Raw genomic sequence first — 24,101 nt, forward strand, 5'->3', positions numbered from 1 at the left:
GGTTTTGCGCGTGAGCCGGGCGTAGCCTGTCGGCCATGAGCCTGGTCGTCGACGAGATGCCCGATCTGGGCATCACCCGGGTCTCGCGCTGGGTCTTCAACTGCTACGTCCTGCGCGGCGATGACGGCGCGGTGGTGGTCGATGCCGGGTTACCGCGGGTCGCCAGCGATCTGGCGGGGATGCTCAATCGGCTCGGCGGCACCGTGCACGCCGTGGTGGCGACGCATGGGCACAGCGACCATGTCGCCGGCGCGGCCGCAGTGGCCGCCCGCTATCCCGCCCCCATCTGGTTGCCCGCCCGCACGCTTCCTTACCTCGACGGAACGAAACCGCGTACGCCGACCCTGGGCCGGGCCGCGCGCATCTGGCCGACCCTGATGGACCAGCCGCTCGATCGCGTCGGCGTCAGCGGGTTCCTCGGCGGCGCCCGCATCGCGGGGTACGGCACGCCGGCCGGCATGCGCTGGACGGGGGAGTCGCCCCGCGGGGGACTGACCGACGGCCAGTCGCTGCCCGGCGCACCGGAGTGGACCGTCATCGACGCGGGCGGACACACCGACGACAGCGTCGCGCTGTGGAATGCCACGACCCGGACGCTGCTGTCCGGCGACGCCGTGCTGACCGTGCGCGGCAAGGTATGGCACACGCCGGAAATCGTCGACCCGGCGAGCGCCGCCGCCACCCGAAAGCGCTTGGAAGAGTTGCCGGTTGCGCATCTCTTGCCCGGCCATGGCCGGCCGGTTCACGTCACCGAAACCGTCTGGCCGGGGCAGCGGCGCTGAAGTGATAGAGCGGCCGCTGGGCGCGCGGCGGAAACAATGCCGGAGGGCTATGCGCGGCGCGGCCGCGGCCGGTCGCCCGCGAAGCCACGCACCACGTGTGCCCGCACGAACTCGGCGGCCACCTCGGGATCGTCCATGTCCCGCATCGAGGACGGCGTGCTGAAGAGCGAGAACAATATGCGCGCATACCATTCCGCGGCGGCCTCGACGTCGAGGTCCTTGCGCACCTCACCGGTGAGCCGCGCTGCCGACAGGTAGGGCGCGAAGAAGTCGACGCACTCACGCAGCAGCACGGCGGCGTCCTTGGTCAGCAGCAGACTGACCGCGTCCTCGTCGAAGTACTTCTCCGACGCGATGGACCGACGCGCCTGTGTCACGAAAACAGCGGCCTGGCTGAGCTTTTCCTCAAGCGAACCGCCCCTGTCCATGGCCTTGGACATCTCGCGGTAGAACCGCTCGGAGGCGTGTTCGGCGCACGCTTCGATGATCGCGCCCTTGTCGGAAAAGTACTCGTAGATGGTGCTGCGGGAAACGCCTGCCGTCCGAGCGATGTCGACGATCGTCGCCTTCTGCAGCCCCTGCCTGGCGAAGCAGGTGTACGCGGATTCCACGATCAGCTCGCGGGTGTCGATGCCCTGGGCCGCCTGCGTCATCACGGCACCCTCTAGTCCGAGGGCGCGAGGATCAGCCCGCTGGTGGGCACCCCGGTGCCCGACGTGACCAGGACGTGCTCGACGTTGTCGACCTGGTTGTACGACGTGCCCCGCACCTGGCGCACCCCCTCGGTGATGCCGTTCATGCCGTGGATGTAGGCCTCGCCCAGCAGCCCGCCGTTGGTGTTGATCGGGAATTCCCCACCCAACGAAAGCCGCTCGACGGTGGCGAAGTCCTTCGCCTCGCCGCGCCCGCAGAACCCGAGCTCCTCCAGCTGGGTGAACACGAACGGCGTGAAATGGTCGTAGATGAAAGCGGTTTGGATGTCCTGCGGCTTGAGACCTGAGTCCCGCCACAGCCTGTCGGCGACCACGCCCATCTCAGGCAGGCCGGTGATGTCGTCACGGTAGTAGCTCGTCATCATCTCGCCGTTGGCGGCCGCGCCCTGGGCCGCCGCGGTGATGATCGCCGGCGGCTGTCGGAGGTCGCGCGCGCGTTCGGCGCTGGTGACCACGAGCGCGACGCCGCCGTCGCTTTCCTGGCAGCAATCCAGCAGCCGCAGCACCGGTTCGACGATCCAGCGCGAATTCTGGTGGTCTTCCAGCGTTATCGGGCGCTGGTAGAACCAGGCGTCGGGATTGCGGGCCGCGTGGGTGCGGTCCACGACCGCGATGCGGCCGAAGTTTTCGTTGGTGACGCCGTACGTGGACATGTAGCGCTGGGCGTGCATCGCGACCCACGCCGCGGGGGTGAGCAATCCGAACGGCGCGTAGTGCGCCATGAACAGCGGGGTCCCCAGGTCGGTGCGCCCGCTGCCGCCGAACCGCAGGCCGGAGCGTTCGTTGAAGGCGCGCCAGCACACCACCACGTCGGCGACGCCCGTCGCGACGGCCATCGCGGCGTGCACGACGGTGCCGGCGGCCGCCCCGCCGCCGTGGTGCACGCGGGAGAAGAAGCTCAGGTCGCCGATGCCGACGTTGCGCGCGATCTCGATCTCGTCGCTGGAATCCATCGTGAAGGTGACCATGCCGTCGACGTCGCCGGGTCTCAGGCCGGCGTCGTCGAGCGCGGCGCTCACCGCCTCGCACGCCAATTGCAGTTCGCTGCGGCCGGATTCCTTGGAGAACTCGGTCTGGCCGATCCCGACGATGGCGGCGGCGCCGGGCAGCGAGCCGCTCACGCTTGGTTCCTTTCGAACGCCCCGTCGAGCAGGCTCAGGACCGCGGTGCCCGAGACGTGGTCGCCCAGGCTGTTAGACCCCTTGAAAGCCACCTCGACGAAGTTCTCACCCCCGGTGCCCTCGGTCTTCTGAGTGACGCTGCCGGTGAAGCGCAGCGGGTCGTCCGGAAAGCACGGCACGCCAAGGCGAATCGACAGATTCTTCACCATCGCCTCGGGTCCGGCCCAGTCGGTGAGGAACCGCACGCAGTAGCCGTTGGTGGTCAGGATGTTCATGAACAGGTTGGGCGAGCCCTGCTTGTTGGCGTAGTCGCGGTCGTGGTGCACGGGCATGAAGTCGCGGGTGGCGATCGCCCCGGCGACGATCATCGTCGTGGTGATCGGGACTTCGAGCGGGGTGACCTCGTCGCCGACGGAGATGTCCGCCCAGCGCAGGGTGGTGGTGCGGCTGGTGGTCGTCGTCATGGGCGTCCTTCCGGGAACGCCTCGCCGAGGTCGCGGGCGAGCTTGAAAGGGGTCTCCGGCTCTTCGGTGAAATTGAAGTCCATCAGCTCGCCTCGGTCGCCGGCCGGAATTGATGCAGCACCAGGTCCTGGAAGCCAGGACCGTCGAAACCCTGGTAATGCGCCTCAACCGGCATTCCGGTTCTCACCTCGGCCGGGTTGACGTCAGTGAGGTTGGACACCAGCCGCACGCCCTCTTCGAGTTCCACGAGCACGACGACGTAGGGATATTCGAAGAACGGGAACTTCGGCTCGTGCGGCAGCACGTAGCTGTAGACGGTGCCGCGCCCCGACGATTCGACGGTGTCCCAGTCCAAGGAACGGCAGTGCGGGCACATCGGGCGGGGTGGGTGGCGCAGCTGTCCGCATCCGCCGCAGCGCTGGATCAAAAGCTTGTTGTCCCGCAACCCATTCCAGAAGAACTCGGAGTCTCCGGTGATGGCCGGTGCCGGCCGAGTCGCCATCAGCGCTCCGGCCTGAACCGCAGCACGCGGAATCGCTGGCGCCCCAGAACTTCTCCGTTCTGGTCGGTGTAGGTGGTCAGCCAGGTCAAGAAGAAGCCGGTGCCCAGCGCCGTCTTCTTTTCCTCGGAGACCGATTCGTACACCGTCGTCGCGCTGATGATGTCACCCAGGCGCGGGTAACGCTCGATCTCGAACTCCGAGTTGGTGGCCACCGTGCTGGTGTATCCGGCCTCGTCGAGGAACCGCGTTGGGTTGCTTTTGATTTCGATGGGCGCGCCGCCACGCTCGCCGATGCCCTCCAGGATCGGCGACGGCATCGTCCAGGTCTGCAGCATCACCGGCGGCGACACGATGCCGCCGAACCGCGACTTTTCGGCGAACTCGGGGTCGAGATAGACGGGGTTCATGTCGGCCATCGCGTAGGCCCAGTGCCGGATCATCGGCTGATTGACCGGATCCGGGGCCAGCGAGGGCTTTCCGCTGCCGCCGGTCGGCCGGCCGACGAGGGCGCGCACCTTGGCGCTGACGGTTTCCGAGTCGGTCACTGTGGTGGTGTCCTCCTAGTCTGCGGTGGCGCGAAGCTCACGAGAACGAAAAGTTCGGCGCGACAAGAAAACGCGGTGAAAAGCGGTCCGCACGCGGCCTCCCGGAACAAGCGATCCGACACATTGGTGTGATGTGTCTTGCGGCCTTGTGTTTACCCTGGCGCCCCGGCCCTGTCAACACCGGTACGAAGCGCGGAAACGGTGCGCAATTGCCTGGTTGATGATTGACCCCGCCGGAGGCGTGGGTGTACACCAAGGGTTTACATGACCGACTTTCGGGTGAGGAAGCGCATGACCGAGCTGCAAACTCCGCGACCCCTCGTCGACACCTATCAGCTCTACATCGACGGGAGATGGGTCGAGCCGGCGGACGGTCGCTACGACGACATCAACCCGGCCACCGAGCAACCCATCGGCACCGCCCCCGACGCGAGCGTCGCCCAGGTCGGCGCGGCCATCGACGCCGCCCGCCGCGCGTTCGACAACGGGCCTTGGGGCCGCATGGGCCCCGACGAGCGGGCCGGGTGCCTCAACCAGCTCGGTGCGGCCCTGCTCACGCACGCGGACGAGATCTTCGCGCTGTCCCAGATCGAATGGGGCTGCGTAAGCAACGAGCGCGTGATGCAAATCGACGGCGCCGGCTACATGTCCATGCATGCCGCCCAGCTCGCCACCAAGCTGGTCGACGAGCCGGTCACCGGAATCGGAGCCGGAACGACGCTGCTGCGACACGAGCCGCTCGGCGTCGTATCGATCCTGACGCCGTGGAACTTCCCGCACTGCCTCAACGTCATGAAGGTCAACAATGCGCTGGCCGCGGGCAACACCGTCGTGCTCAAGCCGTCGCCGCTGACGCCGCTGGCCGGGCTCGCGCTGGCGCGCATCATCGACGAGGAGACCGACATCCCGCCGGGCGTGGTCAATGTCGTCACCCCGTCGGGGCTTGAGGCCGCCAAACTGCTCACCACGGATCCGCGCATCGACATGATCAGCTTCACCGGCAGCTCCGCCGTCGGGTGCGAGGTCATGCGGTCCGCGGGCGACGCCATGAAGCGGCTGCTGTTGGAGTGTGGCGGAAAGTCGGCCAGCATCATCCTCGACGACACCCAGGTGACCGACGAGATGCTGCGGCAAATGCTGTTCGATTGCTGCTCGTTGCACGCCGGGCAGGCCTGCATCCTGCACAGCCGGCTACTGCTTCCCGATTCGTTGCACGACGACATCGTCGACCGGCTCGTGGTGCTGGCCTGCGACGTCAAGGTCGGCGACCCCACGGACCCGACGGTGCAGATGGGCCCGCTCATCAGCGCCGCGCAACGCGACCGGGTGCAGGCCCACGTCGACGGGGCGGTCCGCGACGGCGCGACGCTGGCCACCGGCGGCGGTCGCCCGGCCGGCCTGGACGTCGGCTACTACTTCGAACCGACGATTCTCACCGGCGTGCAACCGGATTCGACGATCGCGCAGGAGGAAGTGTTCGGGCCGGTGCTGTCGGTGCTGCGCTACCGCGACGACGACGACGCCGTCGCGATCGCGAACAACTCGTGCTACGGGCTCTCGGGCGCCGTGTGGGGCGCCGACGTGGACCGCGCGCTCGCCGTCGCGCGGCGGATGCGAACGGGTCAGGTCGCCGTCAACGGCATCGGGCCGGGCGACGCGCCGTTCGGCGGGTTCAAGCTGAGCGGGTTCGGGCGGGAGAGCGGCGGCATCACCGGGCTGCACCAGTACATGGAGGTGAAGGCCATCGGGATCCCGGCATGACGGCTCCGATGCGAGCCCGACGTCGGTGAGCCTTTTGTAAACTGCCCGTCACATGCGAGGCTGCTGAGATGGTCATCGAGATCGCCCGCCCCAAGCTCGAAGGAAACGTCGCCGTCGGCGAGGACCGCCAGATCGGCTTCGCCGAATTCGGTGACCCGCAGGGCCGCGCGATGTTCTGGTTCCACGGAACGCCCGGCGCCCGTCGGCAGATCCCGGTCGAGGCGCGCGTCTATGCCGAGCACCACCACATCCGCCTGATCGGCCTGGACCGCCCCGGAACCGGCTCCTCGACGCCCCACCGCTATCCGAATATCCGGGCCTTCGCCGACGACCTGGGCACCATCGCCGACACACTGGGCATCGACAAGATGGCCGTCATCGGCCTGTCCGGCGGCGGCCCCTACGCGCTGGCGGCCGCCGCCGTGCTCTCCGATCGCGTCGTGGCCGCCGGCATCCTCGGCGGCGTCGCGCCGTTCCTCGGCGACGAGGGCATCACCAGCGGGCTGATGAACCTGGGCAAGCGGATCGCGCCCCTGCTGAAGCTGGGCGGCGATCCCCTGCGGATCGGCGCGAGTCTGGTCATCCGGATGATTCGACCGGTCGCGAACCCCGGGCTGCTTCTCTACGCCGCGATATCGCCCGAGGGCGACCGGCGCCTGCTGACCCGGCCGGAGTTCGGTGCGATGTTCCTCGACGACCTGCTCAACGGCAGCCGCAAACAGCTGGCGGCCCCGTTCAACGACATCATCCTGTTCACCCAGGACTGGGGATTCCGGCTCGACGAGGTCAAGGTCCCGGTCCGCTGGTGGCACGGCGACAGCGACCACATCGTGCCGTTCGCGCACGGCGAGCACGTCGTGTCCCTGCTGCCCGACTGTGAACTCATCGTGCTTCCCGGCGAGAGCCACCTCGGCGGCCTGGGCCGCGGCGAGGAGATCCTGTCCACCCTGACCAAGATCTGGGACGAGCAAGACTGACCCTCTGCGCGGCCGGGTAGCCTGCTGACGTGCTGCTGGCGTCCCTGAATCCCGCGGCGGTCAACGCCACCGACATCGACGACGCGGTGCGCATCGACGGCGCCGTGCTGAGCCGCAGCGACCTGGTTGGCGCCGCGACGTCGGTGGCCGAGCGGGTCGCCGGCGCGCAGCGGGTCGCGATCCTGGCCACGCCGACCGCGTCGACGGTGCTGGCGGTCACCGGTTGCCTGATCGCCGGCGTGCCGTTCGTCCCGGTGCCCGCCGACGTCGGCGCGGCCGAGCGCCGTCACATGCTCACCGATTCGGGGGTGCGGGCCTGGCTCGGCCCCGTCCCGGACGAGTCGCAGGGGCTGCCGCACATCCCGGTGCGGCTGCACGCCCGGTCCTGGCACCGCTACCCCGAGCCGTCGCCCGACGCCACCGCGATGATCATCTACACCTCCGGGACCACCGGGCCGCCCAAGGGGGTGGTGCTGAGCCGGCGCGCGATCGCCGCAGACGTCGACGCCCTGGCCGACGCCTGGCAGTGGACGCCCGACGACGTGCTGGTGCACGGCCTGCCGCTGTTTCACGTGCACGGGCTAGTGCTGGGGTTGCTCGGGTCGCTGCGGGTGGGAAACCGCTTCGTGCACACCGGGAAACCGACGCCGGCGAATTACGCGCAGGCGTGCTCGGATTTGGGCGGCACGCTGTTTTTCGCGGTGCCGACCGTGTGGTCGCGGGTGGTCGCGGACGAGGCCGTCGCCCGGGCGCTGCGCCCGGCGCGGCTGCTCGTTTCGGGGAGCGCGCCGCTGCCGGTGCCGGTGTTCGACCGGCTGGCCGAGCTGACCGGGCACGAGCCGGTCGAACGCTACGGCGCCTCCGAATCGCTGATCACACTGTCCACCCGCGCCGACGGCGAGCGACGTGCGGGCTGGGTGGGTTTGCCACTGGCCGGCGTGCAGACGAGGTTGCTCGACGACAACGGCGACCCGGTGCCGCACGACGGGGAAACCGTTGGGCGCCTTGAGGTTCGGGGCCCGATGATGTTCGACGGCTACCTGAACCGGCCGGATGCCACCGCGGAGGCGTTCGGCGCCGACGGCTGGTACCGCACCGGTGATGTGGCCGTCATCGACGGCGGCGGCATGCACCGCATCGTCGGCCGCGAATCGGTCGACCTGATCAAGTCGGGCGGCTACCGGATCGGTGCAGGCGAGATCGAGGCCGCGCTGCTGGGACATCCCGGGGTGCGCGAGGCCGCGGTCGTCGGAATGCCGGACCAGGATCTCGGCCAGCGGATCGTCGCGTTCCTCGTCGGCGAGGAAGGGCTGAACGCCGACGACCTGATCAACTACGTCGCGCAACAGCTTTCCGTGCACAAGCGGCCACGCGAGGTGCGCCTGGTGGACGCGCTGCCCCGCAACGCGATGGGCAAGGTGCTGAAAAAGCAGCTGCTGTCCGACGGCTGACACGCAGGAAGTTGCCAGCTCCAGCGCCGGGCGCGACCGGGAAGCTTCACCTACCGTCGTAACCGTGAACCGGCCTACCACCCCCATGCGGCGGATCGCCGCCGCCTGTCTCGTCGGCTCGGCCATCGAGTTCTACGACTTCCTGATCTACGGGACCGCGGCGGCCCTGGTGTTTCCCACCGTGTTCTTCCCGGCCCTCGGCCCGACGCTGGCCACCGTCGCCGCCATGGCGACGTTCGCGACGGCGTTCCTGTCCCGCCCGTTGGGGGCGGCCGTCTTCGGTTACTTTGGCGACCGGCTCGGCCGCAAGAAGACGCTGGTCGCCACGCTGCTGATCATGGGCGCATCGACGGTGAGCGTGGGCCTGGTCCCCAGCACGGCGTCGATCGGCATCGCGGCGCCGCTGATCCTCATCGTGCTGCGGCTGATGCAGGGGTTCGCGGTCGGCGGCGAGTGGGCGGGATCGGTGCTGCTCAGCGCCGAGTACGCCCCTACCGGCAAGCGCGGCTGGTACGGCATGTTCACCCTGCTCGGTGGCGGCACCGCCGGGATCCTCGCCAGCCTGACCTTCCTCGCCGTCAACCTCACCATGGGCGAGAACAGCTCGGCGTTCATGGCATGGGGATGGCGGGTCCCGTTCCTGATCAGCAGCGGGCTGATCGGCATCGCGTTGTACGTGCGGCTGAACATCGAAGAGACCCCGCTGTTCGTGGAGGAGAAAGCCCGCGACCTGGTGCCCAAGGCGCCGCTCGCGGAGCTGCTGCGGTTACAGCGGCGCGAGATCGTCCTCGTCGCGGGCAGCTTCCTGGGTGGTATGGGCTTCGTCTACCTGGGCAACACCTTCCTCGTCATGTACGCCCACAACCATCTGGGCTACTCGCGGAGCTTCATCTGGGGCATCGGCGCGCTGGGCGGGCTCACCAGCATGGTGTTCGTCGCGTTCTCGGCGTGGATCTCCGACCGCGTCGGCCGACGCCGGGTAATGCTCTGCGGGCTGGCGGCCTGCCTGCCGTGGGCGTTCGCGGTCATCCCGCTGCTGGACACCCGCAAGCCGGTGTTGTACGTCGTCGCCATCGTCGGCATGTTCGGCGCCGCCGCGGTGGCCAACGGTCCCACCGCGGCGTTCGTGCCCGAACTGTTCGCCACCCGCTACCGCTACAGCGGCGCGGCGGTGGCGATGAACCTGGCCGGCATCCTCGGCGCGGCGGTGCCGCCGCTGATGGCCGGCACGCTGCTGGCGACCTACGGCAGCTGGGCGATCGGGCTCATGATGGCCACCCTGGTGGTGGCCAGTTTCGTGTCCGTCTATCTGCTGCCCGAAACCAGAGGAACGACGCTCGGCGCCGCGCCGGCCGCGGAGAAAATCGCCGCGGACGCATAGCCGCGCTCAGTTGGCGTGCAGGTCCTCGTTGAGGGCGATGCCCTGACCGCCGCGGGCCACCACCTCGACGGCCCCGCTCACCGAGTTGCGCCGAAACAGCAGGTTGTTGCCGCCGGACAGCTCCAGCGCCTTCAGCAGCTGGCCGTCGGGCGTGGCCACCTTGGTGCCCGCGGTCACGTAGAGGCCGGCTTCCACGACGCAGTCGTCGCCCAGCGAGATGCCCAGCCCGGCGTTGGCGCCGAGCAGGCACCGCTTGCCGATCGAGATGACTTCGGTGCCGCCGCCGGACAACGTGCCCATGATGGATGCCCCGCCGCCGATGTCGGATCCGTCGCCCACCACCACGCCGGCCGAGATGCGGCCCTCGACCATCGACGCGCCCAGGGTGCCGGCGTTGTAGTTGACGAAGCCCTCGTGCATGACCGTGGTGCCGGGCGCCAGGTGGGCGCCCAGCCGCACCCGGTCGGCGTCGGCGATGCGCACCCCGGTCGGCACGACGTAGTCGACCATGCGCGGGAACTTATCGATGCCGTAGACGGTCACCGGCCCCTGCCGGCGCAGCCGCGCCCGGACGGCCTCGAACCCGTCGACCGCGCACGGCCCGCGGTTGGTCCACACGACATTCGTCAACACTCCGAACAGGCCGCCGGCGTTCAGCCCATGCGGCGCCACCAGCCGGTGCGACAACAGATGCAGCCGCAGGTAGGCGTCGTAGGCGTCGGCGGCCACGTCGTCGAGCGAGCCGATGACCGTCCGCACCGCGATGCTCTCGGTGCCGCGGTCGTCGTCCCGGCCGATCAGCGCCACCAGCTCCGGCGGGATGTCCGACAACGCGAGCCGCGAAGTGCCGCCGGTGCCCGATTCGGTCAGTTCCGGTGCGGGAAACCACGTGTCGAGGATCGACCCGTCGGCGGCCAGCGTTGCCAGCCCGATGCCTACAGCTCCAGTCACGGCGGTCAGGTTACTTGCCGCTCGGCAGCGGATAACCTTGGACCCGTGCTGGACTTGCGCGGGGACCCGATCGAGCTGACCGCGGCGTTGGTCGACATCCCCAGCGAATCACGAGACGAGGCGCGCCTGGCCGACGAGGTGGAGGCCGCGCTGCGCGCCCAGACGTCCGGCTTCGAGATCGTCCGCAACGGCAACGCCGTGCTGGCGCGCACCCGCCGCCAGCGGCCGTCGCGGGTCCTGCTGGCCGGGCACCTGGACACCGTCCCGGTCGCCGGCAACCTGCCCAGCCGCCGCGAGAACGGTGACCTGTACGGGTGCGGCGCCGCGGACATGAAATCCGGTGACGCGGTCTTCCTCCACCTGGCCGCGACCGTGGCAGAGCCTCTGCACGACCTGACCCTGGTGTTCTACGACTGCGAGGAAATCGACGCGGCCGCAAACGGTTTGGGCCGCATCGAGCGCGAGCTGCCCGACTGGCTGTCCGCGGACGTGGCCATCCTGGGCGAACCCACCGGCGGCTACATCGAGGCCGGCTGCCAGGGCACGCTGCGGGTCGTGATCAGCGCCGCCGGGACGCGGGCGCACTCGGCGCGGTCGTGGCTGGGCGACAACGCCATTCACAAGCTGGGCGCCGTCCTGGACCGGCTGGCCGCCTACTCCGCGCGCACCGTGGACATCGACGGCTGCGAATACCGCGAGGGCCTCTCCGCCGTCCGCATCGACGGCGGCGTGGCGGGCAACGTCATCCCCGACGCGGCCGCGGTCACGGTCAACTTCCGCTTCGCCCCCGACCGGTCCGTGGCCGCGGCGCTGCAGCACGTGCACGAGGTGTTCGACGGGCTCGACGTGCAGATCGAGCAGACCGACGCCGCCGCGGGGGCGCTGCCCGGGCTCTCCCAGCCGGCGGCCAAGGCCCTGGTCGAGGCCGCAGGGGGACAGGTCCGGGCGAAGTACGGGTGGACCGACGTCGCGCGTTTCGCCGCGCTGGGCATCCCGGCCGTCAACTTCGGCCCCGGCGATCCCAACCTCGCGCACCGGCGCGACGAGAGCGTCCCGGTCGCCAACATCACCGCCGCGGTGGACATGTTGCGCGGCTACCTCGGCGGCTGAATTTCCGCCCGCTCGTCGCCCAACGTCACGCCAGCGTGGCGCGGGACGTCGAGCGCCACGCTGGCGTGACACGCGCGAGCGAGCGGCTGGTCAGCTCCCGCACCGCTGGGCCTGCGCGGCCGCGTCCGCGGCCGCCGCGCGCATCCCCACCGCGGCCAGGTCGTCCGACACCGCCCGCAGCGCCGCACCGTCGCCGGCCGCCAGCGCCTGTGCATGGGCGAGCGCGAGCCGGCCCGTCGCACAGTCGATCTCGTCACAGAGTCGACCCAGCGGATCGGCCGCACGGGTGTCACCGAGGCGCACGGCCTCGTGCCACACGCGCATCGCCACCGCCCGCTGCCCACCGCGCTCGGCCATCCGGGCGGCGTCGCGGGCGGCGGCCACCGCACCATGCCCGTCGCGCATCGAGGCCAGCCGCCACGCCCGCGCGACGCCGAGCTCCGGCGCGAACAGCGCCGACTTGGTTCCGTGTCGGGATTCGGCCCTTCCCAATGTCTTTCCCGCGGCCGCGATATCACCCTGCTGGGCCAGGGCGGTGGCCAACAACGTCAACGACAGCGGCCCCCACGAATAACCCGTGCGTTCCAGCGTCGCGGCCGCCGGACCCAATAGCGCTGCGGCTCGGCCGAATTCACCGTCGGCGAGCAGCACGTGCGCCAGCAGCACCTCGCCGATCGCGCGGCCCGGCTGCTGCAACTCGGCGAAATCGGTGAACTGCTGGGCGAGCTCGCGGGCCGCCTCGAGCCGGCCCGCCATCAACAACGCGGTGGTCTGCCCCAGCCCGACGGTGAAACGCAGCAACCCCGGGTGTTCGGCGGCCAGGGCGCGCTGGGCCAGCGGCTCGACGTCGTCGAAACGCCCCTGCCGGGCGGCGCACAGCGCCGCAGCGCTGGCCGCCCAGGCCACCGCCTGGTCGTCCGCGTCCGGCGCCGCCAACACCTCACCGGCGACCTTCACGGCGTGTCCCACGTTGCCCGCGTTCATCGCGAAGGTGGCGCTCAGCGCGTCGAGGGTTGTGCGCGCGCCCGCGTCCGCGACGCGGTTGCGGACGGTGCGCAAAAACGCGGTGGCCCGCTCGGGCTCCCCGAGCATCCAGAACTGGTTGGCCGCGCGCAGCAGCGCCCAATCCATCAGCGCGGCTTCGGTCAACGCGGCGGGATCCAGGCCGGCCAGGACCGCGTCGGCCTCGCGGCCGCGGCCCTGCCAGCCCAGGGCGTGCGCCAGCGCCAACCGCGCCGCCAACCCGCCGGAGCGCGCCAGCGCCGAGGAGGCCAGCCGTTCGCCCAGGGCCAGATCGCCCAGCCGCAGCGCCTGCTGCGCGGCCGCCACCACCTCGGCCGTCGGCTGCGGAGCGTCGCTGTCCAGGGCCAGCGACGCCAACCGCAGCCGGTCGCTGAGGTGCCCCGGCGGTTGCTGCGACAGCAGCCGCACCAACTCGGTGCGCCGTTGTCGCGCACCCTCACCGCCGAGCGCGGCGAGCGCCCGCTCGGCGAACAGCGCGTGGGCCGTGTACACCACCGGCTCGTCCGACGCCGCGCCACGCGCCCGCGTCTCCACCGCCCCGCAATCGGTGGCCTCGCGAATCGCGTCCGCCCCGGTCAGGGCGCTCAGGTGGGCGAACGACAGCGGCTCCGCGACGGCGAGGTAGTCCAGCACCGACCGGGCGGCGGCGGGGATTTCGGCGAGGAACGCGTCGACCTCGGCCACCGTGGTCATCCCACCCGTCGGTGCGATGTCGATCCGGGGAAGCAGGCGATCGGTCCACAGCGCCGCGATGGCCTCGGGAGACGACTCGGCGCGACCGGTGACGATCAGCCTGGCCCGGCCCGCCAGCGCCAGCTGGTACACCAGGGTCGCCGACAGGATGTCCAGGGCATGCGCGTCGTCGACCACCAGCAGCAGGTCCCCCTCGTCGGGGCCGTCCAATGACGCCCGGGCGGCGCGCAACAACGCGGCCGGCTTGCCGATATCGGCGATCTCGACCAGGTGGCCGAAGGCGCCGAACGGCACCGCGCGCTCGGTCGGGGTGCCGGTGACCCAGCGGACCCGGGTGCCCGGGTGGTCGCGGCCGAACTCTTCGGCGGCCATCCGGGCCAAGGTTGACTTGCCGCAGCCGTCTGGTCCCAGGACGACCGCACCCCTGCCGGTCGCGAGCGCCGCGGCCAGCCGCTCCAGGGCCGACGCGTGCCGGGGGACGTTCCATCGAATCGGCATCGCCGGATTTTATTGCGCGCGGTATGCGGCCCGCAGCAAGCTTGGTCTACCTTTCGTTGTATGCCCCCGGAACACGAGCCAGCAGGCGAGCGGGCGGTGTGTGTGTACTGCGCGTCCGGGCCCGAACATCCCGAATTGCTCGCGGTCGCTACCGAACTCGGCGACGCCATCGCCGAGCGGGGCTGGACCCTGGTGTGGGGCGGCGGCCGGGTGTCGGCGATGGGCGCGGTGGCAACCGCGGCGCGCGCCCGCGGGGGCCGGACCGTCGGCGTCATCCCCCAGATCCTGATGCGCCGCGAAATCGCCGACACCGAGGCCGACGAGCTGATCGTCACCGAGACCATGCATGAGCGCAAGCAGGTCATGGAGGAGCGCGCCGACGCGTTCATCGTCCTGCCCGGCGGCGTCGGCACCCTGGACGAGTTGCTCGACTCGTGGACCACCGGCTACCTCGGCCTGCACGGCAAACCCATCGTCCTGCTCGATCCCCTGGGCCATTACGAAGGCCTGTGGCGCTGGCTGTGCGGGCTGCTCGACAGCGGCTACGTCTCGCAGCGGGCGATGGACCGGTTGATGCTGGTCGACAAGGTGAGCGCCGCCGTGGAGGCGTGCGCACCCGATTGAGGGCGCCGGCATTCCTGCCACCCCTACTAGGCTGTGCGCCGGGTTGTTTACGCAGAATTGAGGGATGACGTGTCGAATCACGACGGGGGAGCGCGCACGGCGGTCAAACTGACCGATATCGCGTCTCGGGCGCCGGGCTTGCTGGCCGATATGCCGGTGATCGTGCGCGGGGCTATGACCGGCCTGCTGGCCCAGCCGGGTTCGAGAAAGTCGATCGGCACGGTGTTCCAGGAGCGGGCCGCCCGCTACGGCGACCGGATCTTCCTGCGCTTCGGCGATCAGCAACTGACCTACCGCGACGCGAACGCCGCCGCCAACAGGTACGCCGCGGTGCTGGCCTCGCGGGGTGTCGGCCACGGCGACGTCGTTGCGATCATGCTGCGCAACTCGCCCAACGCGGTGCTGGCGATGCTGGCCGCCGTCAAGTGCGGCGCCGTCGCCGGGATGCTGAACTACCACCAGCGCGGCGAGGTGCTGGCGCACAGCCTGGGCCTGCTGAAGGCCAAGGTGCTGATCGCCGAAACCGATCTGGTCAGCGCGGTGGCCGAGTGCGGGGGCGCCGGCGACACCGAGACGATGACCGTGGAGGACCTGGAGCGGTTCGCCGTCAGCGCCCCGGCCACCAACCCGGCGTCGGCGTCGGCTGTCCAGGCCAAGGACACCGCGTTCTACATCTTCACCTCGGGCACGACGGGATTCCCCAAGGCCAGCGTGATGACCCACCTGCGGTGGCTGAAGGCGCTCGCGGCGTTCGGCGGCATCGGGCTGCGGCTGAAGAGCTCCGACACGCTGTACAGCTGCCTGCCGCTGTACCACAACAACGCGCTGACGGTCGCGTTGTCGTCGGTGATCAACTCCGGGGCCACGCTGGCGCTGGGCAAGTCGTTCTCGGCGTCGAAGTTCTGGGACGAGGTCATCGCCGCCGACGCGACGGCCTTCATCTACATCGGCGAGATCTGCCGCTACCTGCTCAACCAGCCGCGCAAGCCCACCGACCGCGCGCACCGGGTGCGGGTGATCGCCGGCAACGGATTGCGGCCCGAGATCTGGGACGAGTTCACGAATCGGTTCAACATCGCCCGCGTCTGCGAGTTCTACGCCTCCAGCGAGGGCAACACGGCGTTCATCAACGTGTTCAACGTGCCGCGCAGCACCGGCGTCTTCCCGATGCCGTTGGCCTACGTGGAGTACGACCCCGACACCGGTGCCCCGCTGCGCGACGACAACGGGCGGGTCCGCCGGGTGCCCCCCGGGGAGCCCGGCCTGTTGCTCAGCCCCGTCAACCGCTTGCAGCCGTTCGACGGCTACACCGACCAGGAGTCGACCGAGAAGAAGTTGGTGCGCAACGCCTTCCGCGAGGGCGACGTGTGGTTCAACTCCGGTGACGTGATGAGCCCGCAGGGCATGGGGCACGCCGCGTTCGTCGACCGCCTCGGCGACACGTTCCGGTGGAAGGGCGAGAACGTCGCCACCACCCAGGTGGAGGCCGCGCTGGCGTCCGACGAGCACGTCGAGGAGTGCACGGTCTTCGGCGTCGAGATCCCCCGCACCGGCGGTCGCGCCGGGATGGCCGCGGTCAAGCTGCGTGACGGCGCGGAGTTCGACGGCAAGTCGCTGGCGAGCGCGGTGTATGGCCAGCTGCCCGCCTACGCGCTGCCGCTGTTCGTGCGGGTGGTCGAGTCGCTCGAGCACACCACGACGTTCAAGAGCCGCAAGGTGGAACTGCGCGACCAGGCCTACGGGCCGGACATCAAGGATCCGCTGTACGTGCTGGCCGGCCGCGACGAGGGCTACGTGCCGTACTACGACGACTATCCCGACGAGGTGGCCGACGGTAAGCGGCCGAAGGGCTGAGCGTGCGCTGACGGCGACGCGCGTGCGCACACGGCGACGACACGCCTCGGCACCGCGCCGTAGCCGCACACTCGATCCCCGGGCCGCGTCCGTCGCGGCCACCGGGCACCATAGACGTGTGCAGTCGACCTTCTGCGGCCGCCCGGTCGCCGGCGATCGCCCGCTGATCATGGCGATCGTCAACCGCACCCCCGACTCGTTCTACGACAAGGGTGCGACGTTCAGCGACGAGGCCGCCCGGTCCGCCGCGCACCGGGCCGTCGCCGAGGGCGCCGACGTCATCGACGTCGGCGGCGTCAAAGCCGGACCGGGCCAGGAGGTCGACGCGGACACCGAGCTCGCCCGGTTGATCCCGTTCATCGAGTGGCTGCGCGACGCGTACCCCGACCAGCTGATCAGCGTGGACACCTGGCGCTCCGAGGTGGCCAAGGTGGCCTGCGCGGCAGGGGCGGACCTGATCAACGACACCTGGGGCGGCATCGACCCGGACCTGGCCGAGGTCGCCGCGGAGTTCGGGGCGGGCCTGGTCTGTTCGCACACCGGCGGGGCGCTGCCCCGCACGCGTCCGTTCCGGGTGAGTTACGGGACCACCACCCGCGGGGTGGTCGACGACGTCATTCGCCAGGTCACCGCCGCCGCCGAGCGCGCCGTCGCGCACGGGCTGGCCCGCGACCGGGTGCTCATCGACCCGGCCCACGACTTCGGCAAGAACACGTTCCACGGACTGCTGCTGTTGCGCCACCTGAGTGATCTTGTTAATACCGGATGGCCCGTGCTCATGGCTTTGAGTAACAAGGATTTCGTCGGGGAGACTTTGGGGGTGGAATTGACCGAGCGGCTCGAGGGCACGCTGGCGGCCACCGCGCTGGCGGCGGCCGCCGGTGCGCGGATGTTTCGCGTCCACGAGGTCGCCGCGACCCGACGGGTGCTCGAAATGGTCGCCGCGATCCAGGGGATACGCCCGCCGACGCGCACGGTCAGGGGGCTGGCATGACGGCATCCGACCTGTTCGCTGGCGACCTCACCGAAGATTCGGTGCTGGCCGCCCGGCCCGGCGACACGTGGCTGGCCGACCGCAGCTGGAACCGTCCGGGCTGGACGGTCGCCGAACTCGAGGCCGCGAAGGCGGGCCGCACTGTCTCGGTGGTGCTGCCGGCCCTCGACGAAGAAGAGACCATCGCATCGGTGATCGACAGTATCTCGCCGCTGGTCGACGGGCTGGTCGACGAGCTCATCGTGCTCGACTCCGGCTCGACGGACGACACCGAGATCCGCGCCGTCGCCGCCGGCGCCCGTGTCGTCAGCCGAGAGCAGGCGTTGCCCGAGGTGCCGACCCGGCCGGGCAAGGGCGAGGCGCTGTGGCGCTCCCTCGCGGCCACCAGCGGCGACATCGTCGTGTTCGTCGACTCCGACCTGATCGATCCGCACCCGATGTTCGTGCCGTGGCTGGTCGGCCCGCTGCTCACCGGCGACGGCATCCACCTGGTCAAGAGCTTCTACCGACGCCCGCTGCGCGTCGGCAACGTGGCGGGCGAGACCGGGGGCGGACGGGTCACGGAGCTGGTGGCCCGGCCGCTGCTCGCCGCGCTGCGCCCGGAGCTGGGCGGCATCCTGCAGCCGCTGGGCGGGGAGTACGCGGCCACCCGCGAACTGCTGGCGTCGGTGCCGTTCGCGCCGGGTTACGGCGTGGAGATCGGCCTGCTGCTTGACACCTTCGACCGGCTCGGCTTGGGGGCGATCGCCCAGGTCAACCTCGGTGTGCGCGCGCATCGCAACCGGCCGTTGGCCGAGCTGGGCGCCATGAGCCGCCAGGTCATCGCGACACTGCTCTCGCGCTGCGGCGTCCCCGACTCCGGCGTCGGGCTGACGCAGTTCTTCGTCGACGACGACGAGGGCTCCGACTTTCAGGGCTACACCCAACACACGTCGCCGGTGTCGCTGGCGGACCGGCCGCCGATGAAGGTGCTGCGGCCGCGCTAAGGCCCCGCTGCGTCATCGCGGTGTCGGTGGCATAAGGCAATATCGACGACGTGGCGTTGGTGTTGCTCTACCTGGTGGTGCTGGTGCTGGTGGCGATCGTGCTGTTCGGCGCGGCGAGTGTGCTGTTCGGACGGGGTGAGCAGCTGCCGCCCCTGCCGCGCGGGACGACCGCGACGGTGTTGCCCGCGTACGGTGTGACCGGCGCGGACGTCGATGCCGTCAAGTTCACCCAGGTGCTGCGCGGATACAAGACCAGCGAGGTGGACTGGGTGCTGGATCGGCTCGCGCGCGAGCTCGAGGCGCTGCGGGGACAGCTGGCCGCCGTGCATGCCCCCGCTGACGCCCAGGATGAACCCGAGGCCGTGGAACCCGGGGACGGCGAGGATCGTCAGGACTAGATGTGAGCGATGACGGGCTGGTTCGGTGTAGCTGGGCGGCCATCCGGCCGGGACCCGATTTCGAGATGTACCGCGACTACCACGACCAGGAGTGGGGCCGCCCGGTGCACGACGGGGTCGCGCTGTTCGAGCGGATGAGCCTGGAGGCCTTCCAGAGCGGGCTGTCGTGGCTGATCATCCTGCGCAAACGGGAGAACTTCCGGCGCGCCTTCGCCGGCTTTGATTTCGAGCGGGTCGCCGGGTACACCGACGCCGACGTGCAGCGGCTGATGGCGGACACGGGAATCGTGCGCAACCGGGCCAAGATCGACGCGACGATCGCGAACGCCCGCGCCGCCGCGGAGCTGGGAACTCCCGCCGACCTGTCGAAGCTGCTGTGGTCGTTTGCGCCGGAACCGCGCCCCCGGCCTGCTGACGGCGCCGAAATTCCCTCGGCCACCGAGGAATCGAAGGCCATGGCGCGTGAGCTCAAGCGGCGTGGGTTTCGCTTCGTCGGGCCCACCACCGCCTACGCGCTGATGCAGGCGACCGGGATGGTCGACGACCATATCCGGGGTTGTTGGGTGCCCACCCCCCGTTGAGCGCCCGGGCCGCCGACGCCCCGCTAAGCCCGCAGAACCGGGTCTTTGTTCAACTCGTGACCTGGATAGGGAACAATAGGGGGGTGATTTGGCAGTTCGATGTCGGGTGTGGCTGGAAAATCGCTGGCGGGGCATGCTCGACGCCGACCAGGTCCGCAAAGGCGGGCCGGCTCGAACCTGGAGGGAGCACTCGATGGCGGCGATGAAGCCCCGGACCGGCGACGGTCCTCTGGAAGCAACCAAGGAGGGGCGCGGCATCGTGATGCGGGTACCACTTGAGGGAGGCGGACGACTGGTCGTTGAGCTGACGCCCGACGAAGCCGCCGCCCTCGGTGACGAACTCAAGGGTGTCACGAGCTCCAGCTGAACGCGCGCCGACGGACGGCTGCGCTACGCACATACCTTTCGGTAGATGTCCAGGGTCTGCTCGGCGACATGGGACCAGGAGAAGTCCTCGACGCAGCGCTGGCGTCCCGCCTCGCCGTAGCGCTTCGCCCTCTCGGGATCCGCGACCAGCTCATTGACCGCTTCGGCCAGCCTGGCTTGATACCCGGTCGGATCGTTGGGGTCGTAATGCACCAGCGATCCGGTCACCCCGTCGGCGACCACCTCCGGTATCCCGCCGACGTCGGACGCCACCACCGCCGTCGCGCATGCCATCGCCTCGAGATTCACGATGCCCAGCGGCTCGTACACCGAGGGGCACACGAATACCATTGCCGCCGACAATATCTCGCGCAGCTCGCCGATCGGCAGCATTTCCCGGACCCAGAACACGCCGCGTCGGCTATCGGACAGCCGCGCCACCGCGGACCGCATCTCGTCGGCGATCTCCGGGGTGTCGGGCGCGCCCGCGCACAGCACCACCTGTACCTCGGGATCGAAGTGGTGCGCCGCCGCCACCAGGTGGGCGACGCCCTTCTGCCGGGTGATCCGGCCGACGAACGCCACGATGGGCCGGTCCGCGTCGACCCCGAGTTCGGCCAGCAGCGACCCGGTTTGCATCGGCCCCGCGGGGTGCCAGACCTCGGTGTCGACCCCGTTGCGGATGACGTGGACCAGGCTGGGATCCAAGGCGGGGTAGACCCGCAGGATGTCTTCGCGCATCGCGGAGCTCACCGCGATGACGGCGTCCGCGGCCTGGACGGCGGTGTGCTCCACCCACGTCGAGATGCGGTAACCGCCGCCGAGCTGCTCGGCTTTCCACGGCCGCAACGGCTCGAGCGAATGAGCGGTCAGGACGTGGGGGATGTCGTAGAGCAGGGCGGCGAGATGGCCGGCCATGCCGGTGTACCAGGTGTGCGAATGCACGACGCTGGCGGCCGACGCGGCGTTGGCCATCAACAGATCCGAGGACAACGTCGACAGCGCCGCGTTGGCGCCCTGCAGGCGCGGATCGGGCTGGTGCACGAAGGCGTTCGGCCGCGGCGCGCCCATGCAGTGCACGTCGACCGCGCACAGTCGGCGCAGTTGGGCGACCAGTTCGGTGACGTGTACACCGGCTCCCCCGTAGACCTCCGGTGGGTACTCCCGAGTCATCATCGCCACCCGCATACCCGCACCGTAGTTCGGCGTCGGCCAGGCCCGCGAGTCGGGCCGGGCAATCGGGGAGGAAACCAAACACTTTGACTCACAGCCGCGCCGCAGATCGCCAATAGAGCGATCCCTCTGGCAGCGGTTCGCGACGGCCGATAGGTTTGAACCATGAGGGAAGCGCCACACGTGCTGGGCATTGTCCTGGCCGGGGGTGAGGGCAAGCGGCTGTATCCGCTCACCGCGGACCGGGCCAAGCCCGCGGTTCCCTTCGGCGGCGCCTATCGACTGATCGACTTCGTGCTGTCCAACCTCGTCAATGCCCGCTATTTGCGGATCTGCGTTCTCACTCAGTACAAGTCACATTCACTGGACCGTCACATTTCGCAGAACTGGCGGTTGTCCGGTCTGGCCGGCGAATACATCACGCCGGTGCCCGCGCAGCAGCGCCTGGGCCCGCGCTGGTACACCGGCTCGGCCGACGCGATCTACCAATCGCTCAATCTGATCTATGACGAAGACCCTGACTACATAGTCGTTTTCGGCGCCGACCACGTTTACCGGATGGACCCCGAGCAGATGGTCCAGTACCACATCGAAAGCGGCGCAGGGGCAACGGTGGCCGGCATCCGGGTGCCGCGCGGCGAGGCTAGCGCCTTCGGCTGCATCGACGCCGACGACTCCGGCCGCATCCGCGATTTCGTGGAGAAGCCGTTGGACCCGCCGAGCGTGCCGGACGACCCCGAGTCGACATTCGTGTCGATGGGAAACTACATCTTCACCACGAAGGTCCTCATCGACGCCATCCGCGCCGACGCCGACGACGACCACTCCGATCACGACATGGGCGGTGACATCATCCCGCGACTCGTCGACGACGGGATGGCCGCGGTGTACGACTTCAACGACAACGAGGTGCCGGGTGCCACCGACCGCGACCGGGCCTATTGGCGTGACGTGGGGACGCTGGACGCGTTCTACGACGCCCACATGGACCTGGTGTCGGTGCACCCGGTGTTCAACCTCTACAACAAGCGCTGGCCGATCCGCGGTGAGTCGGAGAACCTGGCGCCGGCCAAGTTCGTCAACGGCGGATCGGCGCAGGAATCGGTCGTCGGTGCCGGCAGCATCATCTCGGCCGCCTCGGTGCGCAACTCGGTGCTGTCGTCCAACGTCGTGGTCGACGACGGCGCGATCGTCGAGGGCAGCGTGATCATGCCGGGCGCCCGGGTCGGTCGGGGTGCGGTGGTACGCCACGCGATTTTGGACAAGAACGTGGTCGTGGGCCCGGGTGAGATGGTGGGCGTGGACTTGGAGAAGGACCGGGAGCGGTTCGCGATCAGCGCCGGCGGCGTCGTCGCGGTCGGCAAGGGCGTCTGGATCTAGGCCGGCGACGACTTTTTCGCGCGCAGACGCAAACTCACGTGGCTTTGGGTTCCCCGCAAGCGGGTGGTGCCCCCAGCTCGCGCCTATTACGGGATCTCCGGGATCAGCAGGTGCGCGTCGTAGCGCGGACCCCAGCGCAGTGCGACGCGCCCGGGCGGGGAGCCGGCGTAGGCTGCGGGAAGCTGGCCGGTGAGCGGGTTCCTCGGACACAACCAGCGCCCGGCGACCACCAGCCGCAGCTGCTCACCGGCGCGGAACAGGGTCGCCGACGGGCCCAGCGCGACATGGACCTCGACCGCCTCGTGCGGGGGAACGGGCTGCGGGTCGGTGCACGCCGCGACGGGTTCCCATGGCCGCGAGAGCTCGGGGTCCAGCGCCCGCAGCGAGACCCGCTGCCACCCGGTGCTCACCCGGTCGCGGCCGTAGCCGTAGGAGCCCTCGAACCCGACGAACCGCCCGTCACGCCACTTCTCCATGCCGACGAACAGATTGGCGTCATCGCAGCCATCCAGCTCGACCCACAGTCGCGCAGCCATCGGCCCGGTCAGCTCCACATCCGTCGGCACCACCCAGGTGAAAGCGACTGCGCCGGAACGGGTTTCGAATGCAATGCCACCGTCGGCCGACGGCCGCCGGCCGATCAGCAGTCCGCCTCCAGCCAAATACATTGGCCGCCAACGGGTGCGCGCCAGCGGCCATTCGGCCTCTTCGCGAACCGCGGTGACGGTGTCGCGGTCTTCGCGGACTTCAAGGCGGAGGCTGCGCGAACCGGGCGACCCGTCCAGCGCCGCGCGGAAGAACGCCAGCTGCTCGGCCAGCGCGGGCTCGGAGTAGAACGTCGCCCACTTGCCGCCGCGATGGGTGTAGAGGCGGGCGTGGCGGGAGCTTGCGTGAGTGAACGCGCGGAGGGAGCCGCGACTGTGCAGGTTGTTGTCGGAGAAGCTGCCGCACACCAGCATCGGGACGTCGATCGCGGAGAGGTCCGGCACCAGGGATTGCCAGAATTCGTCACGCAGCGGGTGGAGGTCCTGCATCCGTTCCAGGTCGTAGGCCTGCCGGGTGGCACGTCGCACGTTGCGTGACCACATCCGGGTGAAACCCCGTTCCCGCACGCCGCCGGGAAAAGTGAGGTCGCGGTAGGCGTCGGTGAAGCCTTCCCATGGGCAGATCGCCCGCAGCGCCGGCGGCCGCAGGGCCGCGGCGGCGTACTGGCTGATCGCCAGGTACGACACCCCGAGCATGACGACCCGCCCGTCGCTCCACGGCTGCGCGGCGCTCCACTGCACCAGGTCGTAGGTGTCCTCGGCCTCCCGCCGCGACAATAGGTTTCCGGTGCCGTCGGAGTGTCCGCAGCCCCGCGAGTCGGCGTTCACCACGACGAAGCCCTGCGCGGTCCACCATGCAGGGTCGGGCGCCTCCCAACCCGTCAGCGCCGAGAAGGTCACCGGTCGCGGCTGGCGCAGTATTCGGTACTGGACGGAAAACGTCCATCCATGGCCGCGGCGCTTCGGCAGATTGTCCTTGCCATAGGGATGAATGCTCAGAACGACGGGCAGGGGCCCGGCGCCGCGAGGCCGGAAGACGTTGATCCGCAGGGCCGTTCCATCGCGGGTAGGCACGGCCACGTCACGTTCCACGCCGATGTCAGCCGGTGGCTCGGTCACCGTGACGGGCGGCTTGGCGATGCCGCGTATCCGGCTCAGCGCGTAGCGAAGGGCGCCGGGGCGACGCCACGGCCGATCTCTGCTGGGCGAGGGAGTGCGGGCCACGCGA

23 protein-coding genes are annotated in these 24,101 nt (G+C 69.8%); 14 read left to right on the top strand and 9 right to left on the bottom strand.

The annotated features are described in order from the left end of the window. Nucleotides 1–35 precede the first annotated feature (35 nt). The gene (locus ACEL92_RS07055; RefSeq protein WP_374024909.1) at nt 36–782 is read left to right on the top strand and encodes an MBL fold metallo-hydrolase; all 747 of its coding nucleotides are present in this window, start codon (nt 36–38) and stop codon (nt 780–782) included. A gap of 47 nt (nt 783–829) precedes the next feature. On the opposite strand, the gene ACEL92_RS07060 is transcribed toward ACEL92_RS07055, so the two are convergent. From ACEL92_RS07060 to ACEL92_RS07080, 5 genes are all read right to left on the bottom strand, one after another. Then, the gene (locus tag ACEL92_RS07060) at nt 830–1,435 is read right to left on the bottom strand and encodes a TetR/AcrR family transcriptional regulator (RefSeq protein ID WP_374024910.1); all 606 of its coding nucleotides are present in this window, start codon (nt 1,433–1,435) and stop codon (nt 830–832) included. An 11-nt stretch (nt 1,436–1,446) separates the two neighbouring features. After that, complete coding sequence (locus ACEL92_RS07065; protein WP_374024911.1) at nt 1,447–2,616, bottom strand: lipid-transfer protein; 1,170 nt, start codon at nt 2,614–2,616, stop codon at nt 1,447–1,449. Further along, nucleotides 2,613–3,080, bottom strand: coding sequence for a MaoC family dehydratase (locus ACEL92_RS07070; RefSeq protein WP_374024912.1), 468 nt, complete (start codon nt 3,078–3,080; stop codon nt 2,613–2,615). Before ACEL92_RS07070 ends, ACEL92_RS07065 begins: the two co-directional genes overlap by 4 nt. Nucleotides 3,081–3,162: 82 nt before the next feature. Next, entirely contained in the window at nt 3,163–3,582 is a 420-nt protein-coding gene (locus tag ACEL92_RS07075; RefSeq protein WP_374024913.1) for a Zn-ribbon domain-containing OB-fold protein, read from the bottom strand. Next, complete coding sequence (locus ACEL92_RS07080; RefSeq protein ID WP_374024914.1) at nt 3,582–4,127, bottom strand: MaoC family dehydratase N-terminal domain-containing protein; 546 nt, start codon at nt 4,125–4,127, stop codon at nt 3,582–3,584. Before ACEL92_RS07080 ends, ACEL92_RS07075 begins: the two co-directional genes overlap by 1 nt. A gap of 291 nt (nt 4,128–4,418) precedes the next feature. Between ACEL92_RS07080 and ACEL92_RS07085 the strand changes: the two genes are divergently transcribed. The 4 genes from ACEL92_RS07085 to ACEL92_RS07100 all read left to right on the top strand — a co-directional run bounded on the left by ACEL92_RS07085 (nt 4,419) and on the right by ACEL92_RS07100 (nt 9,697). Further along, nucleotides 4,419–5,888, top strand: coding sequence for an aldehyde dehydrogenase family protein (locus ACEL92_RS07085; RefSeq protein WP_374024915.1), 1,470 nt, complete (start codon nt 4,419–4,421; stop codon nt 5,886–5,888). 68 nt (nt 5,889–5,956) lie between these two features. Beyond that, on the top strand, nt 5,957–6,865 hold the full coding sequence (locus tag ACEL92_RS07090; protein ID WP_374024916.1) for an alpha/beta fold hydrolase: 909 nt from the start codon (nt 5,957–5,959) through the stop codon (nt 6,863–6,865). Between the two features lie 29 nt (nt 6,866–6,894). Next, on the top strand, nt 6,895–8,316 hold the full coding sequence (locus tag ACEL92_RS07095) for an acyl-CoA synthetase (protein ID WP_374024917.1): 1,422 nt from the start codon (nt 6,895–6,897) through the stop codon (nt 8,314–8,316). An 85-nt stretch (nt 8,317–8,401) separates the two neighbouring features. Beyond that, nucleotides 8,402–9,697, top strand: coding sequence for an MFS transporter (locus tag ACEL92_RS07100; protein WP_374026111.1), 1,296 nt, complete (start codon nt 8,402–8,404; stop codon nt 9,695–9,697). 6 nt (nt 9,698–9,703) lie between these two features. Here the strand turns inward: ACEL92_RS07100 and dapD are convergent, their stop codons facing one another. Next, entirely contained in the window at nt 9,704–10,657 is a 954-nt protein-coding gene (gene dapD, locus ACEL92_RS07105; protein ID WP_374026112.1) for a 2,3,4,5-tetrahydropyridine-2,6-dicarboxylate N-succinyltransferase, read from the bottom strand. Between the two features lie 36 nt (nt 10,658–10,693). On the opposite strand from dapD, the gene dapE reads away from it, so the two are divergent. Next, nucleotides 10,694–11,758, top strand: coding sequence for a succinyl-diaminopimelate desuccinylase (dapE, locus tag ACEL92_RS07110; RefSeq protein ID WP_374024918.1), 1,065 nt, complete (start codon nt 10,694–10,696; stop codon nt 11,756–11,758). A gap of 90 nt (nt 11,759–11,848) precedes the next feature. Here dapE and ACEL92_RS07115 read toward each other — a convergent pair whose 3' ends face one another. Continuing rightward, nucleotides 11,849–13,972 carry an AAA family ATPase gene (locus tag ACEL92_RS07115; protein WP_374024919.1) on the bottom strand — a complete coding sequence of 708 codons (2,124 nt, stop codon included), beginning with the start codon at nt 13,970–13,972 and terminating at the stop codon, nt 11,849–11,851. A 60-nt stretch (nt 13,973–14,032) separates the two neighbouring features. Here ACEL92_RS07115 and ACEL92_RS07120 point away from each other — a divergent pair, with 60 nt between their 5' ends. The 7 genes from ACEL92_RS07120 (at nt 14,033) to ACEL92_RS07150 (ending at nt 19,776) form a co-directional block, all read left to right on the top strand. Continuing rightward, nucleotides 14,033–14,596 (top strand): TIGR00730 family Rossman fold protein, encoded by a 564-nt coding sequence (locus tag ACEL92_RS07120; protein ID WP_374024920.1) that lies wholly within the window; start codon nt 14,033–14,035, stop codon nt 14,594–14,596. A 69-nt stretch (nt 14,597–14,665) separates the two neighbouring features. Beyond that, the gene (fadD6, locus tag ACEL92_RS07125; protein WP_374024921.1) at nt 14,666–16,450 is read left to right on the top strand and encodes a long-chain-acyl-CoA synthetase FadD6; all 1,785 of its coding nucleotides are present in this window, start codon (nt 14,666–14,668) and stop codon (nt 16,448–16,450) included. A 169-nt stretch (nt 16,451–16,619) separates the two neighbouring features. Next, on the top strand, nt 16,620–17,444 hold the full coding sequence (folP, locus tag ACEL92_RS07130) for a dihydropteroate synthase (protein WP_374026113.1): 825 nt from the start codon (nt 16,620–16,622) through the stop codon (nt 17,442–17,444). Next, entirely contained in the window at nt 17,441–18,430 is a 990-nt protein-coding gene (locus ACEL92_RS07135; RefSeq protein WP_374024922.1) for a glucosyl-3-phosphoglycerate synthase, read from the top strand. Before folP ends, ACEL92_RS07135 begins: the two co-directional genes overlap by 4 nt. A gap of 50 nt (nt 18,431–18,480) precedes the next feature. After that, nucleotides 18,481–18,828: a DivIVA domain-containing protein gene (locus ACEL92_RS07140; protein WP_374024923.1), complete on the top strand. Its 348-nt coding sequence runs from the start codon at nt 18,481–18,483 to the stop codon at nt 18,826–18,828. A gap of 2 nt (nt 18,829–18,830) precedes the next feature. Then, complete coding sequence (locus ACEL92_RS07145; protein ID WP_374024924.1) at nt 18,831–19,409, top strand: DNA-3-methyladenine glycosylase I; 579 nt, start codon at nt 18,831–18,833, stop codon at nt 19,407–19,409. Between the two features lie 193 nt (nt 19,410–19,602). Beyond that, nucleotides 19,603–19,776, top strand: coding sequence for a DUF3117 domain-containing protein (locus ACEL92_RS07150; protein WP_003878471.1), 174 nt, complete (start codon nt 19,603–19,605; stop codon nt 19,774–19,776). Nucleotides 19,777–19,799: 23 nt separating this feature from the next. On the opposite strand, the gene glgA is transcribed toward ACEL92_RS07150, so the two are convergent. Then, on the bottom strand, nt 19,800–20,963 hold the full coding sequence (gene glgA, locus ACEL92_RS07155) for a glycogen synthase (protein WP_374024925.1): 1,164 nt from the start codon (nt 20,961–20,963) through the stop codon (nt 19,800–19,802). A 150-nt stretch (nt 20,964–21,113) separates the two neighbouring features. On the opposite strand from glgA, the gene glgC reads away from it, so the two are divergent. Beyond that, nucleotides 21,114–22,328, top strand: coding sequence for a glucose-1-phosphate adenylyltransferase (gene glgC, locus ACEL92_RS07160; protein WP_374024926.1), 1,215 nt, complete (start codon nt 21,114–21,116; stop codon nt 22,326–22,328). An 86-nt stretch (nt 22,329–22,414) separates the two neighbouring features. On the opposite strand, the gene ACEL92_RS07165 is transcribed toward glgC, so the two are convergent. Next, nucleotides 22,415–24,097, bottom strand: a complete 1,683-nt coding sequence (locus ACEL92_RS07165) for a CocE/NonD family hydrolase (protein ID WP_374024927.1) — start codon at nt 24,095–24,097, stop codon at nt 22,415–22,417. Nucleotides 24,098–24,101 lie beyond the last annotated feature (4 nt).

This window comes from Mycobacterium hainanense (genome assembly GCF_041890355.1).
In the GTDB taxonomy this organism is placed as follows: domain Bacteria; phylum Actinomycetota; class Actinomycetes; order Mycobacteriales; family Mycobacteriaceae; genus Mycobacterium; species Mycobacterium hainanense.